Origin of the sequence: Pseudomonas sp. SH10-3B, from assembly GCF_019891415.1 — a bacterium.
Taxonomy (GTDB): Bacteria; Pseudomonadota; Gammaproteobacteria; order Pseudomonadales; family Pseudomonadaceae; genus Aquipseudomonas.
The window spans coordinates 25,708-44,557 of the sequence record NZ_JAFLXD010000051.1 but is presented as its reverse complement, the minus strand read 5'-3'; the positions used below and the strand labels follow the sequence as shown (position 1 = coordinate 44,557).

The 18,850-nt window shown below is 62.5% G+C and carries 15 protein-coding genes; 11 read left to right on the top strand and 4 right to left on the bottom strand.

Annotation, left to right across the window (positions count from 1 at the left end; genetic code table 11):
• Positions 1-314: 314 nt before the first annotated feature.
• The 11 genes from tcyJ (at position 315) to J1G35_RS26525 (ending at position 11,042) form a co-directional block, all read left to right on the top strand.
• Entirely contained in the window at positions 315-1,109 is a 795-nt protein-coding gene (gene tcyJ / locus J1G35_RS26575; RefSeq protein WP_223016463.1) for a cystine ABC transporter substrate-binding protein, read from the top strand.
• Positions 1,109-1,774: a cystine ABC transporter permease gene (gene tcyL / locus J1G35_RS26570; RefSeq protein WP_032884921.1), complete on the top strand. Its 666-nt coding sequence runs from the start codon at positions 1,109-1,111 to the stop codon at positions 1,772-1,774. Before tcyJ ends, tcyL begins: the two co-directional genes overlap by 1 nt.
• Positions 1,775-1,777: 3 nt before the next feature.
• Positions 1,778-2,524 carry an L-cystine ABC transporter ATP-binding protein TcyN gene (gene tcyN / locus J1G35_RS26565; RefSeq protein WP_053140245.1) on the top strand — a complete coding sequence of 249 codons (747 nt, stop codon included), beginning with the start codon at positions 1,778-1,780 and terminating at the stop codon, positions 2,522-2,524.
• A gap of 369 nt (positions 2,525-2,893) precedes the next feature.
• Positions 2,894-3,670: a hypothetical protein gene (locus J1G35_RS26560; protein WP_053140242.1), complete on the top strand. Its 777-nt coding sequence runs from the start codon at positions 2,894-2,896 to the stop codon at positions 3,668-3,670.
• A 187-nt stretch (positions 3,671-3,857) separates the two neighbouring features.
• Entirely contained in the window at positions 3,858-5,099 is a 1,242-nt protein-coding gene (locus J1G35_RS26555) for an SfnB family sulfur acquisition oxidoreductase (protein WP_223016462.1), read from the top strand.
• Positions 5,100-5,123: 24 nt separating this feature from the next.
• Positions 5,124-6,317 carry an SfnB family sulfur acquisition oxidoreductase gene (locus J1G35_RS26550; RefSeq protein ID WP_223016461.1) on the top strand — a complete coding sequence of 398 codons (1,194 nt, stop codon included), beginning with the start codon at positions 5,124-5,126 and terminating at the stop codon, positions 6,315-6,317.
• Complete coding sequence (locus tag J1G35_RS26545) at positions 6,317-7,669, top strand: LLM class flavin-dependent oxidoreductase (RefSeq protein ID WP_223016460.1); 1,353 nt, start codon at positions 6,317-6,319, stop codon at positions 7,667-7,669. The genes J1G35_RS26550 and J1G35_RS26545 overlap by 1 nt, the downstream gene beginning before the upstream one ends.
• Before the next feature lie 145 nt (positions 7,670-7,814).
• A complete protein-coding gene (locus J1G35_RS26540) occupies positions 7,815-8,630 on the top strand; it encodes a MetQ/NlpA family ABC transporter substrate-binding protein (RefSeq protein ID WP_223016459.1) in 816 nt (271 codons plus the stop codon).
• Entirely contained in the window at positions 8,627-9,742 is a 1,116-nt protein-coding gene (locus J1G35_RS26535) for an ATP-binding cassette domain-containing protein (protein WP_053140228.1), read from the top strand. The genes J1G35_RS26540 and J1G35_RS26535 overlap by 4 nt, the downstream gene beginning before the upstream one ends.
• On the top strand, positions 9,732-10,376 hold the full coding sequence (locus J1G35_RS26530; protein WP_016974994.1) for a methionine ABC transporter permease: 645 nt from the start codon (positions 9,732-9,734) through the stop codon (positions 10,374-10,376). The genes J1G35_RS26535 and J1G35_RS26530 overlap by 11 nt, the downstream gene beginning before the upstream one ends.
• A gap of 39 nt (positions 10,377-10,415) precedes the next feature.
• The gene (locus tag J1G35_RS26525; RefSeq protein WP_223016458.1) at positions 10,416-11,042 is read left to right on the top strand and encodes a class I SAM-dependent methyltransferase; all 627 of its coding nucleotides are present in this window, start codon (positions 10,416-10,418) and stop codon (positions 11,040-11,042) included.
• Positions 11,043-11,125: 83 nt separating this feature from the next.
• Here the strand turns inward: J1G35_RS26525 and J1G35_RS26520 are convergent, their stop codons facing one another.
• The 4 genes from J1G35_RS26520 to J1G35_RS26505 form a co-directional block, all read right to left on the bottom strand.
• Positions 11,126-13,300 carry a glycoside hydrolase gene (locus J1G35_RS26520; RefSeq protein WP_223016457.1) on the bottom strand — a complete coding sequence of 725 codons (2,175 nt, stop codon included), beginning with the start codon at positions 13,298-13,300 and terminating at the stop codon, positions 11,126-11,128.
• A gap of 219 nt (positions 13,301-13,519) precedes the next feature.
• Positions 13,520-16,576 (bottom strand): efflux RND transporter permease subunit, encoded by a 3,057-nt coding sequence (locus tag J1G35_RS26515; RefSeq protein WP_223016456.1) that lies wholly within the window; start codon positions 16,574-16,576, stop codon positions 13,520-13,522.
• Entirely contained in the window at positions 16,573-17,643 is a 1,071-nt protein-coding gene (locus tag J1G35_RS26510; RefSeq protein ID WP_223016455.1) for an efflux RND transporter periplasmic adaptor subunit, read from the bottom strand. The genes J1G35_RS26515 and J1G35_RS26510 overlap by 4 nt, the downstream gene beginning before the upstream one ends.
• On the bottom strand, positions 17,640-18,722 hold the full coding sequence (locus tag J1G35_RS26505) for an efflux RND transporter periplasmic adaptor subunit (protein ID WP_223016454.1): 1,083 nt from the start codon (positions 18,720-18,722) through the stop codon (positions 17,640-17,642). Before J1G35_RS26505 ends, J1G35_RS26510 begins: the two co-directional genes overlap by 4 nt.
• Positions 18,723-18,850: the final 128 nt, after the last annotated feature.

The following is an 18,850-nucleotide window of genomic DNA, read 5'->3' as shown; positions in this document are numbered from 1 at the left end:
GCTTGCTCGCGAAAAACTCACAGGCGCCGCGTTCATTCAGGAAGCACGCGTTATCGTTGACGTTTTTCGCGAGCAAGCTCGCTCCTACAGGGGGCGATGTACGCTTAACTGACTGGCATTAGGGCTTGCCCCCTCCCACATTAGACTCAACACATATTCAAAAATAGAATATCAATTGAGTTTAATATTATTTTCAAGTCTTAAAACTCGGCTTTATCATCGCGCCGCAGGCGAAGACGCGCTACGCGCTTTAAGGCAGGATACGACTACTGCGTCACCTGCTTCGCTCAACATAAAAAACACAGGGGCTCTTCATGACTATTTCTGTATTCCGTCGCACGTTGCTGGTTGGCACTTTGGGTCTGGCTCTCGGCGCCGGTTGGCTGGGCCAGGCGGTTGCCGGCGAGCAACTGGGCAATATTAAAAAGGCCGGCGAGATCAAAATCGGCCTGGAAGGCACCTACCCGCCGTTCAGCTTCGTCGATGAAAGCGGCAAGCTCAGCGGTTTCGAAGTCGAGCTGTCCGAAGCCCTGGCCAAGGAGCTGGGCGTGAAGGTCAAGCTCCAGGCCACACCCTGGGACGGCATCCTCGCGGCCCTGGAATCCAAGCGCCTGGACGCGGTGGTCAACCAAGTCACCATCTCTGAAGAGCGCAAGAAGAAGTACGACTTCTCCACGCCTTACACCGTTTCCGGTATCCAGGCACTGGTGCTGAAAAAGAACGTCGACACCATCAAGACCGCCAACGACCTGGCCGGCAAGAAAGTCGGGGTAGGCCTGGGCACCAACTACGAACAATGGCTCAAGGACAACCAACCAAAAGCCATTATCAAGACCTATAACGATGACCCGACCAAGTTCCAGGACCTGCGCATCGGCCGTATCGACGCCATCCTGATCGACCGCCTGGCCGCCCTGGAATACGCCAAGAAAGCCCCGGACACCGCCGCTGCCGGCGACGCGTTCTCCCGCCAGGAAGCCGGTATCGCCCTGCGCAAAGGCGAGCCCGAGCTGCTTGAAGCGGTGAACAAGGCCCTCGACAAGCTGCGCACCGATGGCACCTTGAAGAAGCTGTCCGAGAAGTACTTCAACGCTGACGTCACTCAATAATGGAAGCAGGTTTCCAACTCGCGCTGGACTCCGCGCCCTTTCTGCTCAAGGGCGCGTACTACACGGTGATTCTCAGCCTTGGCGGGATGTTTTTCGGTTTGCTGCTGGGCTTCGGCCTGGCCTTGATGCGCCTGTCGCGCTTCAAGCTGCTGAGCTGGACAGCCCGTGTCTACGTGTCGTTCTTTCGCGGCACGCCCTTGCTGGTACAGCTGTTCCTGATCTACTACGGCTTGCCACAAGTGGGCATCGAGCTGGATCCGATCCCGGCCGCCATGATCGGCTTTTCGCTGAACATGGCCGCCTACGCCTGTGAAATCCTGCGGGCCGCCATCGCTTCCATCGAGCGTGGCCAGTGGGAGGCCGCCGCGAGTATCGGCATGACCCGTGCGCAGACCCTGCGCCGGGCCATCCTGCCGCAGGCGATGCGCACCGCCCTGCCGCCTTTGGGCAACAGCTTTATTTCGCTGGTCAAGGACACCGCGCTGGCCGCCACCATCCAGGTGCCAGAGCTATTCCGCCAGGCTCAACTGGTGTCTGCGCGCACCTTCGAAATTTTCACCATGTATCTGTCCGCCGCCCTGATCTACTGGGTACTGGCAAGCATCCTGGCGCATTTCCAAAACCGCCTGGAAGACCGGGTCAACCGGCATGACCTGGAGTCTTGAAGCATGATCGTGGTTGAAAAACTGACCAAACAATTCAACGGTCAGGTGGTACTCAACGGCATCGACCTGGAGGTCAAGGAAGGCGAAGTCGTCGCCATCATCGGCCCCAGCGGTTCCGGCAAGACCACCTTCCTGCGCTGCCTGAATTTCCTCGAAGAACCCACCAGCGGCCGAATCAAGGTGGGCGACATCCAGATCGACGGCAGCAAACCGCTCAACCAGCAACAAGGCCTGGTACGGCGCCTGCGCCAGCACGTGGGTTTTGTGTTCCAGAACTTCAACCTGTTCCCCCACCGCACGGCGCTGGAAAACGTCATCGAAGGGCCGACCGTGGTCAAGAAGATGCCGCGCGAAGAGGCTATCGCCCTGGGGCGCAAACTGCTGGCCAGGGTCGGCCTGGCGGGCAAGGAAGACGCCTACCCACGGCGCCTTTCCGGCGGCCAGCAACAGCGCGTGGCGATTGCCCGCGCGCTGGCCATGGAGCCGGAGGTGATCCTCTTCGACGAACCCACCTCCGCGCTGGACCCGGAGTTGGTCGGCGAAGTACTGGCGACCATCCGCAGCCTCGCCGAAGAAAACCGCACCATGGTTATCGTCACCCATGAAATGAGCTTTGCCCGCGATGTCGCCAACCGGGTGATCTTTTTCGACAAGGGCGTGATCGTGGAGCAAGGCGAAGCCAAGGCGTTGTTCGCCAACCCCAAGGAAGAACGCACCCGGCAGTTCCTGAGCAAGTTCCTCGCCCACTGAAACCCACCCTGCAGGAGCTGGCGTGCCAGCGAAAATCGCCAACGATAACGCGTTTAACCGGCTTCACCGTGTCGTTTGGACCTTCTTCGCTGGCAAGCCAGCTCCTACAGGAACGTCTGGTTCCACCCAGTAAATCTCGCCACCACTCTCCCCTTAAAATCCCCCGCCCAGTCAGACCCTTCTGAATATCTCCGAACCCGCCGTTTAGCCTTTTGCCGCCATTGACGCTCCCCGGCCAACCCTCTTATCTAAGGCCCAGAGGATTGGATCCTATCCCGGCTACTCACTGAATCGTTCCTTTCAGCCCACCTGCGCACCCGCGCCAAAGGGCTGGAGCGATTGCTGCTGGCTGCATCAAGGAGATTACTTATGACGCACACTGCAACCCCGGCCATGCTCACTGCCCCCACCTTGCCCCAGGCCAACCGGCACGGCATCAACGCACTGTCGGCCAGCCAACTGCAGGTGGACATAGCGCCCTACCCCGGCATGGATGAGGGCGACTTGATTGAACTGTTCTGGAACAACTGCTTTGCCGCCTCACGCAGGGTGAGCGCGTGCAAGGTCGGCATGCAGACCCATCTACGGGTGCCGGAAAGTTTTGTGCAGGACGGCCTGGCACAGGTGCATTACCAGGTCATGCAAGTCGGTCGCGCGCCTGCGCGCTCGGCCGTGACAGGGGTGCGTGTAAAGACTCAATGCCCCGGTGGCCAGCCCTCCCCCCTTTGCAGCGACGAAAACCAGAACCTTGCCCCGGTCAGCCTGCCCGAGACCATTCGCCGCTACGGCGTCAACCCGAGCCAGGTGCGGCGTGGTATTCCCCTGACCATCGAACCCTACGTGAACATGGCTACGGGCGATGCCATCACCCTGCGCTGGGGCGATGCACGCATGGATCTGCCAAGAATCCAGGCCAAAGGCGTGGGCCTGGCGGTACAGGTGTGGGTGCCTTCGACGCTGATGGTTGAAGCGGGCGACGACTGTCGGCTGGAAGTGACGTACTGCATTCTCGATCGTGTCGGCAACAATTCGCGCTGGGCCCCGACCCGCACCTTACGCATTGCCGCCTGCGCCCCGAGCCAGCCGGCCGGGACCACGCGGATCTATCAACCACGCCCCTTCGGCTCCCCCTGCGAGCCTGGGTAACAGACCTTCTATGCATATTCCCAAAAGTTAGTTTATTTAAATATTTAACACGCTTAGGGTATATGCACCGGACCACCGGACATCTTTGATTTTTCTGTTTTCATTTCATTGAATGCGAGGTCGGTATGGTCAGAATTACCCCGGTGCATAACGCCAGGGCATTACGTGCAGCCAAGGAGCGGCGCTGATGTCTAACTTGGCTCTAACACCCCCCCAGAGTGATCTGGATGTAGCGCCCCTGCTGTTGCCGGCCACCGTGCTGCGCAACGATGCAGAGGCGCTGAAGGCTGCCCACGAGCTGGCCCAGGCCGCGCGCCTGCAAGCCGCCAAGCGTGATCAGCAGCGCAAGCTGCCGTGGGCGCAGATCGAACAATTCACTCGCAGTGGGCTGGGCAGTATTTCCATTCCTCGCGAGTACGGCGGCCCACAAGTTTCATTCGTGACCCTGGCCGAAGTCTTCGCAATCATCAGCGCGGCAGACCCGGCCCTGGGGCAGATCCCGCAGAACCATTTCGGCATCCTGCATGTGTTGCAGGGCGCCGCCACCGCACGCCAGAAAGAGCACCTGTTCCAGAGCGTCCTCGACGGCTGGCGCATCGGCAATGGCGGACCTGAACGCGGCACCAAAAACACCCTGGAGCTCAAGGCGCGCATCACCGCCCAGGGCGACGGTTACGTGATCAGCGGCCAGAAGTTCTACTCCACCGGCGCGCTGTTTGCCCATTGGGTGGCCGTGAAGGCACTGAACGACGACGGCAAGCAGGTCATGGCGTTTGTGCGCCGTGGCACCGAAGGGCTGCGCATCGTGGATGACTGGTCGGGCTTCGGCCAACGCACCACCGCCAGCGGCACCGTGCTGCTGGACCGCGTGCCAGTGGACGCCGAACTGGTCGTGGAAAACTGGCGCATCGGCGAAAGTCCGACTATCCAGGGCGCCGTTTCACAACTGATCCAGGCCGCCATCGACGCCGGCATCGCCCGTGGCGCCCTGGATGACACCATCGCCTTCGTCCGTGAGCGTTCGCGCCCGTGGATCGACGCCAAGGTCGAGCGCGCCAGCGATGACCTCTACGTGATCGCCGATATCGGCAAGCTGAAAATCGAACTGCATGCCGCCGAAGCGCTGTTGCGCAAGGCCGGGCAAGTGCTGGACCAGGTCAGCGCCGCGCCGATCACCGCACAGTCCGCCGCACGTGCATCGATTGCCGTGGCCGAGGCGAAGGTGCTCACCACTGAAGTGTCGTTGCTGGTCAGCGAAAAACTCTTCGAACTGGCCGGCAGCCGCGCCACCCTCGCGGAGTTCAACCTCGACCGTCACTGGCGCAACGCCCGGGTGCACACCCTGCACGACCCGGTGCGCTGGAAGTATCACGCCGTCGGCGCCTATCGCTTGAACGGCACGTTGCCGGCTCGCCACTCCTGGATTTAACCGACCAGACCTCTGGAGAAACTCATGACCCTTTCTCACCGTGTCGCGGTTATCACCAGCGACGAACAAGCCCTTATTGTCGCCAGCGACCTGGCCGAAGACTTCCGCCGCGACAGCGCCCAGCGCGACCGCGAACGCCGCCTGCCGCTGCCCGAGTTGGACGTGTTCTCGCGCTCCGGCCTGTGGGGCATCAGCGTGCCCAAGGCATACGGCGGCGCCGGCGTGTCCAACGTCACCCTGGCCAAGGTCATTGCCCTCATCGCCCAGGCGGATGCCTCCCTGGGCCAGATTCCGCAAAACCATTTCTATGCCCTCGAAGTGCTGCGCGTGAATGGCAGCCCTGAACAGCAACAACGCCTGTACGCCGAAGTACTCGCCGGCCAGCGTTTCGGCAACGCCCTGGCAGAACTGGGCACCAAGACCGCCCACGACCGTGTTACGTCCATCACCCGCGACGGCGACGGCTTCCGCATCACCGGCCGCAAGTTCTACGCCACCGGCGCGATCTACGCCCAGCGCATCCCCACCTCGGTGGTGGATGAACACGGCGTGCAGCAACTGGCCTTCGTGCCCCGCGACAGCGAAGGCCTGAGCGTGATTGACGACTGGAGCGGCTTCGGCCAGCGCAGCACCGGCAGCGGCTCGGTGGTGTTCGATAACGTGTGGGTTGCGGCGCAAGACGTGATCCCGTTCCAGAGTGCATTTGAGCGCCCGACCACCGTCGGCCCGCTGGCGCAGATTCTTCACGCCGCCATCGACACCGGCATCGCCCGCGCCGCCTTTGAAGATGCGCTGCACTTTGTACGCACCAAGACCCGCCCGTGGATCGATTCCGGCAACGACAAAGCCACCGAAGACCCACTGACCCTGAAGAGCTTCGGCCACCTGAGCATTCGCCTGCACGCCGCCGAAGCCTTGCTGGAGCGTTCGGGTGAATACCTCGACCGCGCCCAGGCCGACAGCAATACCGAGACCGTTGCCGCCGCGTCTATCGCCGTCGCTGAAGTGCGCGCCTTGAGCACCGAGATTTCCCTGGCCGCCGGCAGCACCCTGTTCGAACTCGCCGGCAGCCAGGCCACCCTGGCCGAGCACGGCCTCGACCGCCACTGGCGCAACGCCCGCGTGCACACCCTGCACGACCCGGTGCGCTGGAAATACCACGCGGTAGGCAATTACTACCTCAACGCTGAAAACCCGCCACTGCGGGGGACCATTTGATGGCAAAGAAAAAGATCCTGCTCAATGCCTTCAACATGAACTGCATCGGGCATATCAACCACGGCATGTGGACCCATCCACGGGACACGTCCACCCAATACAAAAGCATCGAGTACTGGACCGAACTCGCACAGATTCTGGAGCGCGGTCTGTTCGACGGTTTGTTCATCGCCGATATCGTTGGCGTGTATGACGTGTACCAGAACTCGATTGATGTGCCGCTCAAGGAGTCGATCCAGCTGCCGGTCAACGACCCGCTGCTGCTGGTTTCGGCGATGGCCGCCGTGACCAAAAACCTCGGCTTCGGCCTTACCGCCAACCTCACCTATGAGCCGCCGTATCTGTTCGCCCGGCGCATGTCCACGCTCGACCACCTGAGCCGTGGCCGGGTGGGCTGGAACATCGTCACCGGCTACCTCGACAGCGCCGCCAAGGCCATGGGCCTCACCGAACAGGTCGAGCACGACCGGCGCTACGACCAGGCCGATGAATACCTGGAAGTGCTCTACAAACTCTGGGAAGGCAGCTGGGAAGACGACGCGGTGCTCAACGATCCGCAGGCGCGGGTCTATGCGCAGCCGGGCAAGGTGCACAAAGTCGAGCATCACGGCGAGTTCTACCAGATGGAGGGATATCACCTCTGCGAGCCGTCGCCGCAGCGTACGCCGGTGCTGTTCCAGGCCGGCAGTTCGGACCGTGGCTTGCTGTTTGCCGGGCGCCATGCCGAGTGCGTGTTTATCAGCGGGCAGAACAAGGCCGCGACCAAGGTCCAGGTGGACAAGGTGCGCGCCAGTGCGGTCGAGGCCGGGCGCAACCCGGATGACATCAAGGTGTTCATGGGGCTGAACGTGATCGTCGGCGCCACCGCAGAACTGGCCTGGGCCAAGCATGCCGAGTACCTGAGCTATGCCAGCGCGGAGGCCGGCGTGGCGCACTTTTCGGCGTCCACCGCGATTGATTTTTCCCAATACGAAATCGACGAACCGATCCAGTACGTGAAGAGCAACGCGATCCAGTCGGCCACCAAGAACCTGCAAAACAACGACTGGACCCGACGCAAATTGCTCGAGCAGCACGCCCTCGGCGGGCGCTATATCACCCTGGTCGGCTCGCCCGAACAGGTCGCTGACGAGCTGGAATCCTGGATCAGCGAAACCGGGCTGGATGGCTTCAACCTCACGCGCATTGTGACGCCGGAAAGCTATGTGGACTTTATCGATCTGGTGGTGCCGGAGTTGCAACGACGGGGCTCGTACAAGACCGCTTATGAGACCGGCACGCTGCGGGAAAAAGTCTTCCACGCCAGTGCTCGCTTACCCGAACAACACACCGGCTCGACCTACCGCCACTGAACAAAAAAGGTGGGAGGGGGCTTGCTCCCGATAGCGGTGTATCAGTCACCACATCTGTCAACTGAACCACTGCTATCGGGGGCAAGCCCCCTCCCACATTGGATCTGCATTGTTTGTCCTAATACCTTATGACTGGAAATACACTATGAAAAAGACATTCCTCAATAACCCAGTCAAAGCACTGGCCCTGGCCTTCGGGTTGTTCAGCTCGGCCGTATTCGCCGCCGACGCCCCGTTGAAAATCGGCACCACTGCCGCCTTCGCGATCCCCCTGGAAGCCGCAGTCGCCGAAGCCGGCAAGCAAGACCTGAAAGTCGAGCTGGTGGAGTTCACCGACTGGATCGCGCCCAACGTCAGCCTGGCCGCTGGCGATATCGACGTGAACTACTTCCAGCACATCCCGTTCCTGGAAAACGCCAAGGCCGCCGCCGGTTTTGACCTGGTGCCGTACGCGCCGGGCATCATCAACAACGTCGGCCTGTATTCTAAAAAGTACAAAAGCATCAACGACCTGCCCCAAGGCGCCAGCGTGGCGATTGCCAACGACCCGATCAACAGCGGTCGCGGCCTGCAACTGCTGGCCAAGGCCGGCTTGATCACCCTCAAACCGGGCGTGGGCTACAAGGCCACCGAAGAAGACATCGTCACCAACCCGAAGAAGATCAAGATCCTGCAAGTCGAGGCCGTGCAGCTGGTGCGCGCCTATGACGATGCGGACCTGGTGCAGGGCTACCCGGCGTACATCCGCCTGTCCAAGACCTTCGATGCCGAGTCGGCGCTGCTGTTTGACGGCCTCGACCACCCGGAATACGTGATCCAGTTCGTGATCCAGCCCAAGAGCAAAACCGACCCGCGTGTGATCAAGTTCGTCGACATCTACCAGCACTCGCCAGTGGTACGCGCTGCATTGGATAAATCCCTCGGCAAGTTGTACCAAGTCGGTTGGGAAGACAAAAAATGACCGCCGCCCACTCTCAACTGCGCGACCTGGGTTCACCGCCCAGGGACGCCGAGCAGACAGAACTTCACCCGGACCTGAACCGCGCGCACGTGCGTTTTATCAACCTGGGCAAGACCTACGACGGCGGCGTGCATGCCTTGCAAGGCATCGACCTGGCGATCCAGCACGGTGAAGTGTTCGGCATTATCGGCCGCAGCGGCGCCGGCAAGTCGTCGCTGATCCGCACCATCAACCGCCTGGAGCAGCCCAGCAGTGGCCGGGTGTTGATCGATCAGGTAGACATCGGCGAGTTCGACGAAGACCACCTGGTGGCGCTGCGTCGGCGTATCGGCATGATCTTCCAGCACTTCAACCTGATGTCGGCCAAGACCGTGTGGCAGAACGTCGAATTGCCGCTGAAAGTCGCCGGCGTGCCCAAGCCCCAGCGTGAGCAAAAAGTGCGCGAGCTGCTGGAATTGGTCGGTTTGCAGGACAAGCACAAGGCCTACCCCGCGCAACTGTCCGGCGGCCAGAAACAGCGCGTGGGCATCGCCCGTTCGTTGGTGCACGACCCGCAGATCCTGTTGTGCGATGAAGCCACCTCAGCCCTTGACCCGGAGACCACCCAATCGATCCTCGGTCTGCTGCGCGAGATCAACCGGCGACTGGGCCTGACCATCGTCTTGATCACCCACGAGATGGCGGTAATCCGCGACATCTGCGACCGCGTGGTGGTGTTGGAACACGGGCGCATCGTCGAGCAAGGCCCGGTGTGGCAAGTGTTTGGCAACCCACAGCACGAGGTCAGCAAGACCCTGCTGGCGCCGCTGCAACATGGGCTGCCGGAAGAATTGCAAAGCCGCCTACGACCCACGCCAGTGTCGACGGATGCCGCCGTGGTGTTGCGCTTGCAGCTCACCGGCAGTGCCAGCGACGAACCGGACCTGGCCGCGCTGTTCAGCGCCCTCGGCGGGCGCGTGCGCTTACTGCAGGGCGGTGTCGAACGGATCCAGGGGCATGCCTTGGGGCAACTGCTGCTGGCGGTGAATGGCTCGCCCCATAGCACCGAAGAACTGCGCAACCGCGCCGCGAACTGGGCACAACAGGTGGAGGTGCTGGGCTATGTGGTTTGATCGTTTAGTGCAAGGCGCCATCGACACCTTGTTGATGGTCGGCGTGTCGTCGTTGATCGCCTTGCTGGTGGGGATTCCGCTGGCGGTGTTTCTGGTGACCAGCGACAAAGGCGGCATCTACCAGGCACCGGCGCTCAACCGGGTGCTGGGGGCGTTCGTCAATCTGTTCCGCTCGATTCCGTTCCTGATCCTGATGGTGGCGCTGATCCCGTTCACGCGGCTGATCGTCGGCACCACCTATGGCGTGTGGGCGGCGGTCGTACCGCTGACTATCGCCGCCACACCGTTCTTCGCGCGGATCGCCGAAGTGAGTCTGCGCGAGGTCGACCACGGCCTGATCGAAGCCGCCCAGGCCATGGGTTGCCGGCGCTGGCACATCATCTGGCATGTACTGCTGCCCGAAGCGCTGCCGGGGATTGTCGGCGGGTTCACCATCACCCTGGTGACCATGATCAACTCGTCGGCCATGGCCGGGGCGATTGGTGCGGGCGGCTTGGGCGACATTGCCTATCGCTACGGCTACCAGCGTTTTGACACGCAGATCATGCTCACAGTGATTGTGCTGCTGGTGATCCTGGTGGCGGTGATCCAGTTGGGTGGTGATCGGTTGGCGCGGGTGCTCAACAAGAGGTGAGGTATAGTCGGGCGATCTCAGCGCCCGGTATTCAGCCCCATGCCTCTCAAGCCCGACGACCTCGACCAGATCACCTCCACCACCCTCGGCCACTACAACAGCGTGGCCGAGAGCTTTCGTGACGGCACCCGCGATCACGATGTGAGCCAGAACATCGACGCGCTGCTGCGGCATATCCAGGGCACGCCGCCCTTTACCGTGCTGGATTTCGGCTGCGGACCGGGGCGGGATTTGCAGACCTTTACGCGCATGGGGCATATCGCCGTCGGCCTGGACGGTTCCGAGCGGTTTGCGCAGATGGCAAGGGAAGACAGTGGCTGTGAGGTCTTGCAGCAGGACTTTCTCAAGCTGGATTTACCGGCTGAACGCTTTGACGGGATCTTTGCCAATGCGGTGCTGTTTCATATCCCCAAGCAGGAACTGCCGCGTGTACTCAAGCAACTGCATGGGGCGCTGAAGCCTGGCGGTGTGCTGTTCAGCTCTAATCCACGGGGTGAGAACCAGGAAGGCTGGAATGGGCCGAGGTATGGTTCTTATCACGACTTGAAGGCGTGGCAGGCATTGCTGACGACGGCGGGGTTTGAAGAGTTGGAGCATTACTACCGGCCGGCGGGATTGCCTCGGGATCAGCAGCCTTGGTTGGCCAGCGTTTGGCGCAAGGCTTAAGTCTGGGCAAGCCCATTCCCACATTTGAAATGCATTCCCCTGTGGGAGGGGTCTTGCCCCCGATGACGGACTGATGGACGCCACTACTGCACCTGATACACCACCGATGTCCCATCCACCACCGCTGTCACACTCCTTGCCGCAAACCCCTCTCTCGACCCGGTGGCAAAATTCGCCACCAACCGCGTGCCATCGACAAACGTGGTTTCCTGCACCTGCCGATCCGCCGTCAGCCAGCGAAACCCGGTCATCGCCTGGGTGGCCAGGCGCTCATGCAGCGGTCGGAAAAATCGATCCTGGCGCTGGATCAGCGGCAGCCGCGCCTTGAGCGTCGCAGCACTCAGGTGATACAGCGGCGGCACGTTGTAGAGCAGTTGGGTCAGCTCATTTTCAGCCCGCACATTGCTCAGCTTGAGGCTGTCGAACAGCCAGTGATGGGTGGTGATCACCGAGCCATGGAACACCGCCTGATACAGCGGCAGGCGCAGCGTCGGGTCGAAGTAGAGGGTGCGAAACGGCTCGTTCAGCGGCACCGACTTGAAAAATACCGCCGGTTGCTCCGGCGGATACCAGTTGCCCACGTAGTAGGGCGACTGTTTGTCCTGGGTCATGTCGCGATCCCCCCAGCCCAGCACCGGGGTTTGCATGCCATGGGCGAACAGGATGCCTTGGGCGGTGATGGCGTTACCGTCTTCGGAGCCGGTCGGCAATTGCAGCGTGGTGTTCAGCCAACGGGACGCATCGATATTGCCTTCGGCGTTTTGCGCCTGGGTCATCGGTGCGCTGTCGCGGTAGCTGTCGAACAGCATGCTGGTGGCGTACGCATCGAGAAACCAGGCGTTGAAGCCGGCCCTGGCCTGCACGGCTTTCACCCGCGCCTCCAGCAGAGGCCGCACGCAGCGCGGGTCGGTGTAGTGGCCGGACTGCTGGAAGCCGGTCTTGAGTGTGCCGTCCTTCAATACGATGGCGCAGGCGCGGTAAGCCTGGCTGCCCAGGTGGGCGGTGGTCCAGTCGGGGTTTTCGGTAGCGGACAGCGCGGTTTGGTAGGAATCGTAGGGCGCCATCAGGTAGCCGGCGTCGACACCGGCGCGGATGGTCTCGGGGTGCCAGAGTCCGCCTTCCCAGCCTTCGCCCAGGGTCAGCATCAAGCGCGGCAGCCCGGCGTCGCGCAGCGTCTGTACCACCTGGCTGCCCCAGGTGCCGGGGCTATCGCGCAGAGCACCGGCAAAGTCCACGGCCAATTCGCGACGCAACTCGCCATAGCGAGCGGCAAGATGGGTCATATCGGGCTCGTCCACCTGCCAACTCTGCCGGGCCTTCCTGTTGATCGCGGCGTTGAGGCCGCGCAACAGCACGCTTTGCTCGTAGCGATTCAAGGCGCGGGGCTGCGCCAGCACCGCTGCGGAGTCCTTGTCCAACAGGTCTCTGAGTTCATGAGCGCGCAAGCGCTGGAGCAACAGCGGCCAATCACGCACATCCTCGGGCGCCAGCAGGTCATTGCCCCACAGGTAGACATGGCTGGCGCCCAGCAGCTTCTCAGCCCCAGGGGTCTGCTGCAGCTTGTCAGCCAGGGGTTCATAGCGCCCCTGCTCGACCAGCCATCGGCGATAGCGCTTGGCCCCGGCCAGCGGATCGCTTTCACCCAGGTGCAACAGCAGGGTCATGGGTGCGGCAGGCCCGAGCGAGGTGAACTCATGGGCCAGCGACAACGCCTGGCCCCGCCAGCGCAGGCGGTTGTTATAGGGATTGGTCAGCAGCCAGTTGAGGGTGAAGGCGCCGTGATCGACGCCCCACAGCGGCAGGCTGAGGTCCTGGGTGGTGTTGATGTCACCCTGGGCCACCAGGAAGGCGCTCCACATGGTATTGCCGGCCGGCACGTAATGCCCTTCGGCCAACGGCCACATCAACCCTCGGCCCATGGCGCTCGCCGGTTGCAGAAGAATCGGCAGCTCACCGGCTTCCCGCGCCGTGATCGACAGCACCAGGTCGCGCTGCTCAAGGCTGGCGGTCAGGCGATAGGCACCGTCGTCCCATTGCCAACTGGCCTGTTGAGCGTTTTGTGCGAGTTGACTGACGGCACGCGCCGCTACGCCGTTGGAGGCTTGCACCTGGGGCTGGCCACTGGGTGTCACACGGATGGCGAGGGTGGCCGGGTCGAGTTCGACTCGCCACAACGGGTTTTCCAATACGGTGCTGGCAAAGGCCAGGGGCGACAGGAACAAGCAGCAGATCAGCAAGGTATGACGCATACGGTTCATGGCAGGCGACCGTTGAGAGGTGGAGGCCGGAGGGTAAAGCACTCAATGATTGGCCGGGGCAACAGGCGTCACTTGCGGAAATTTCCCACGTCTCAAATGCCCAGCTGAGATCAATTGTGGGGGGCAGTGCGACGATTCGACTTGCTCCCGATGGCGGTGGGTCAGACAAATATTTTTTGCTGACCCACCGCCATCGGGAGCAAGCCCCCTCCCACATTTTTAACCGTGGTTTTCCTGCTGGGGTTCGCGGATCTTGTACCAGGCCACATACAGCGCCGGCAGGAACAACAGCGTCAGCAAGGTGGCGATGATGATCCCGCCAATCATCGCGTAGGCCATCGGCCCCCAGAACACTTCCCGGGCGATCGGGATCATGCCCAGGCTCGCCGCAGCCGCCGTGAGCAGGATCGGCCTGCGCCGGTGCTCGGTGGCTTCCACCACCGCGTCCCAAGGCGTGTAGCCGGCCACTTCATATTCGTGGATCTGCGTCACCAGGATCACCGAGTTACGGATGATGATGCCGATCAGCGCCAGGATACCGAGGATCGCCACAAAGCCCATGGGCGTGCCCGTGGGGATCAACGCCAGCACCACGCCGATCAGCCCCAGCGGCGCGACACTGGCCACCAGGAACATCTTCTGCACGCTGTGCAGTTGGATCATCAGGAACGTCGCCATGAGGAACAGCATCAGCGGCACCACGCTGGCAATCGGGCCCTGGGCCTTGCCGCTTTCTTCCACGGTGCCGCCCGTGGCGACCTTGTAGCCCACCGGCAGGCCGGCGCTGAATTTGTCGATCTCCGGCTTGAGCTGCTTGACCAGATCGGTCGGTTGCATCTCATCGCGCACCGAGGCCTTGATGGTGATGGTCGGCTTGCGGTCGCGACGCCACACCAGCGGCTGCTCCAGCTCATAGCGCACGGTGGCGAAGGCCAGCAGCGGGATTGAGGTGCCGTTGGGCGTGACGATCTGCAGGTTCTGCAAGGTTTCCGGGGTGCCGCGCTCGGCGTCCTCGGCGCGGCCGACCACGTTGATCAGGTAGATGTCGTCGTGCACCTGGGTCACCGACGCACCGCTGACCACGCTGTTCATCAACTGCGCTACGTCTTCGGATGACAGCCCGAGTTGGCGCGCCTTGTCCTGGGCAATGTCGATGCGCAGCACTTTGCCCGGCTCGTTCCAGTCGTAGATGATCTCGCCCAGGTGGGTGTTTTGATCCAGCAGGGTCGCCAGTTCGATGGCGTGCTTGCGCACCTGGTCGGTGTCTTTGCCGGATACGCGGTACTGGATCGGACGCCCCACAGGCGGGCCCATTTCCAGTGGTTGCACAAAACTGCCGATACCCACGAAGTCATCACGCAGGCGCTTTTGCAGGCGCGCAATCAGGGCGCCGCGCTCTTCCAGGCCTTTGCTGACGATCACCAACTGCGCGTAGTAGGGGTTTTCCAGTTGCTGGTCGAGGGGCAGGTAGAAACGGATCGCGCCCTGGCCGATATAGGTGCTCCAGCGCGTAATGTCCGGATCGTCCTTGATGATCGCTTCCAGACGGTCGACCGCCTTGCGCGTCTCGTTGATCGAGGCGTTTTGCGGCAGGTTGAGGTCGACGAGAATTTCCGGGCGGTCCGACGACGGGAAGAACTGGTTCTGCACAAACTGCATGGAGAACACCGACGCCACGAACAGGCCCACGGTGATGCCGATGGCCCACCAGCGGTTGCGCATGGCCCATAGCATGCCGCCATTGAACGCGCGGCCGATGCGCCCCGGCTCGGCGCTGTGGGGTTTGACCTTGGCACTGAGGATATGCACGCCAATCACCGGCGCAAACAGCACCGCCACCACCCACGACACCAGCATCGCCACGGCGATCACCGCGAACAGGGTGAAGGTGTACTCCCCCGCCGAACTGGCGTTGAGGCCAATCGGCACGAAACCGGCGACGGTCACCAGGGTACCGGTGAGCATCGGGAATGCCGTGGAGGTGTAGGCGTAGGTCGCCGCCTGCTCCTTGGTTTCGCCTTTTTCCAGGCGCGTGATCATCATCTCCACGGTGATCATCGCGTCGTCCACCAACAGGCCGAGGGCGATGATCAACGCCCCCAGCGACACGCGCTGCATGGTGATGCCGCTGTATTCCATGAACACGAACACCAGCGCCAGCACCAACGGAATCGAGCACGCCACCACCAGCCCGGCGCGCATGCCGAGGCTGATAAAGCTCACCACCAGCACGATGATCACCGCTTCGAACAGCGCGCTGGTAAAGCCGCCGACGGCCTCTTCCACCACTTCGGCCTGGTCGGAGACCTTATGCACACCGACGCCCACCGGCAGGTCGGCGGTCAGTTCGTCCATGCGCGTGTGCAGTGCCTTGCCGAACGACTGGATGTTGCCGCCCTTCTGCATGGCGATGGCCAAGCCAATCGCCGGCTTGCCGTTGAAGCGGAACATCGGCCGCGCCGGGTCGACGTAGCCACGGCTGATCTCGGCGATGTCCGCCAGGCGATAGAAGCGGTCATTGAGGCGCAGATTGACGTCGGCCAGGTCTTTCTCCGAAGCAAACTGCCCGGATGTGCGCACCGAAATCCGCTCCGGCCCGGCCTCGATCACCCCCGCCGGGGTCACCGCGTTCTGCGACTGCAGGCTCTGCACCACCTGGCGCTGGTCAATGCCCAGGGCCGCCAATTTGCGCGTGGAGAAATTCAGGTAAATCACTTCGTCCTGCTGGCCGATCATCTCGACCTTGCCCAGCCCCGGCACCGAACGGATCTCGGCGCGCACCTGCTCCACGTAGTCGCGCAACTGGCGCATCGACAGGCCGTCGCCGGTAAAGGCGTACACCGAGCCGAACACATCACCGAATTCGTCGTTGAATGACGGCCCCTGCAAGCCCTGGGGGAAGCTACCGCGAATGTCGTCGATCTTCTTGCGGACCTGGTACCAGACCTCCGGGATGGCCTTGGCGCTGGTGGTGTCCTTGAGGAACACGAACACCGTGGATTCACCCGGCCGGGTGTAGCTTTTCACGTAGTCGAGGGAGTCGAGTTCCTCGAGTTTTTTCTCGATGCGGTCGGTGACCTGCTTGAGGGTTTCTTCCTGGGTCGCGCCCGGCCAGCGAGTCTGGATCACCATGGTCTTGATGGTGAACGAGGGGTCTTCCTCGCGGCCCAGGTTCATGTAGGAGAACACGCCCATCAGCAGCGCGACGAACATCAGGTACCAGACGAAGGACTGATGCTTGAGGGCCCAGTCGGATAAGTTGAAGCTCCCTTTCATCGCGGGCTGTCCTCGTCGATTTTGACTTTTTGCCCAGGTTTCAGGCTGTTCACGCCGGCGGTGACGATACGTTCGCCGGGTTTGACACCGCCGTTGAGCAAGGCGCTGTCCGCGTCACGGCTAAGCACCGTGATGTCGCGCGGTTGCACGGTCTGGCTTTGGGTGTCGAGGATCCAGATGCGGGGCTTGCCGTCGACGTCCTGCAAGGCGCTCAGGGGCAACTCGATGCGTGGGGCGATGGCCGAGCTCAAGGTCACGCTGATCGCCGTGCCAAGGCGGAACGCGGGGGGCGTTTCGGCCAGGGTCAGGCGCGCGCGACGGGTGCGCGTGGCGCTTTGGGCCTGGGGTTCGATCTCGCGCACGGTGGCGGTGGTGTTGACGCTGGGGTCGAGTTGCCCGGCGACGAGGAACACCACGTCCGGCGGCAGGCGCTCTGCAAGACCGGCGGGCAGGTCGATGACCGCTTCCTTGATGTCCGGGCGCGCCAGGGTCACCACTTGCTGACCGGCGCTGACCACCTGGCCGGCCTCGGCATTCCAGGCGGTGACGATGCCGGCGTGGTCGGTGCGCAGCTCGGCGTAGTTGAGCTGGTCCTTGGCCTGGTTGACCGAAGCCTGGGCCTGGTCGAGGGAGGCCTGGGTGGTCTTCAGGTCGGTCTGGGCCGCATCCAGCTGGGCCTGGGCGCCGACCCCACGGTTGAACAGCTCCTGCTGGCGACGGGCATTGGCCTGGGCATTGATGAACTGTGCCTGCACGCGCGCCAAATCGCCTTGGGCGGCGCGCAATTGGTTCTGTTGGTCGGTCGGGTCGAGCACGGCGAGCAAGGCGCCCTTGTCCACTTCGGCGCCCACATCCACGGCACGCCGGGCGATGCGACCGGGGACACGGAAGCCCAGGTTGCTTTCGTAGCGAGCCTGGATGGTGCCGGCGAAGCGGCCGAGGGTTTCCTGGTCTTCGGACTTCACCTCCATGGACAGCACCGGGCGCACGGGCTCGGGCGCCGGTTCTTCCTTTGAACAGGCCATCAGCAACAGGCTGGCGGCAAGTACAACCGTCAGGCGCTTCATGGCTGGGCTCCTGGCTGGGCGATCTCGACCAGCATGCCGGGGTGCAGCAATTGCCCACCGGCCACCACGACTTTTTCGCCACCCTTAAGGCCGTCGGCAATAATCACTTTGCCGGTGAGGTAACGCGCCACACTGACCTTATGCAGTTGCGCTTTACCCTCGCCGTCCACCAGCCATACAGCCGGCTCGTTGAGGTCTTTGGTCAACGCCGACCATGGCAGCTCGATGCTCGGCTTGGCCGGGCCATTGGCGGTGGCGCTGACCACCGAACCGAGTCGCATGCCTTGGGGCAGGGATTGCAGAGCGATCTTCACTTGCACCGTGCCGGTGTTGGCGGCCACGGCCGGGGTGACTTCACGCACTTTACCCACGGTCTTGATGCTGGGGTTATCCAGCAGGCTGACGGTGATCGGCGCATCCGGTGGCGGTTCTACCAGCAGCGATTCATAGACGTTGAACACCGCATCGCGCTCGCCATCGGTGGCCAGGCTGAAAATCGGCACGGTGGCCTGTACCACCTGACCGACTTCGGCCTGGCGCGCGGTGATCACCCCCGGCGCATCCGCAACCAGAGCGGTATAGCCGAGTTGTTCACGGGCGTTGGCCAACTGGGCCTGCGCGGCGGCCAGGGCACTTTGGCTGCTGCGCAGCGCGGCCTGGGCGGAGTCGTACTCGCTGCGGCTGGTGTAGCCCTTGGGCAGGAGTTTTTCCTGGCGCACAAACGCGGCGGCGGTCTGCTTGACCCGCGCCTGTTCGGCCACGACCTGGGCCTGGGCGGAATCGACGTTGGTCTGCAAATCCTTGGGATCGAGCCTGGCCAGCACTTGCCTGGCGGTCACGCGGTCACCCACATCCACCATGCGCTGGATGATCTTGCCGCCCACGCGGAAGGACAAGTCGGTTTGCACGCGCGCCTGCACATCCCCGGTCAGCGTGACGGCCGCGGCGAAATCCGCGGGTTGCACGGTTTGCACAAAGACTCGGGAATGCTGCTTGGGTTCGGCGTTTTCCTGGCCGCAAGCGCTCAGCAACACCACTAAACCCAAACCGACGATACAGATGGAAATACGACCGCCCATGCAGACTCCTTGTGCGCGATGCGATGTGCCAGTGTGTATGCGACTGTGAGCTTAGATCAGGGTTCCTTATCTGCATGGGGAAGGCGTATTGAGGGGGGGGTTCACCGGCCTCATCGGGGGCAAGTCCT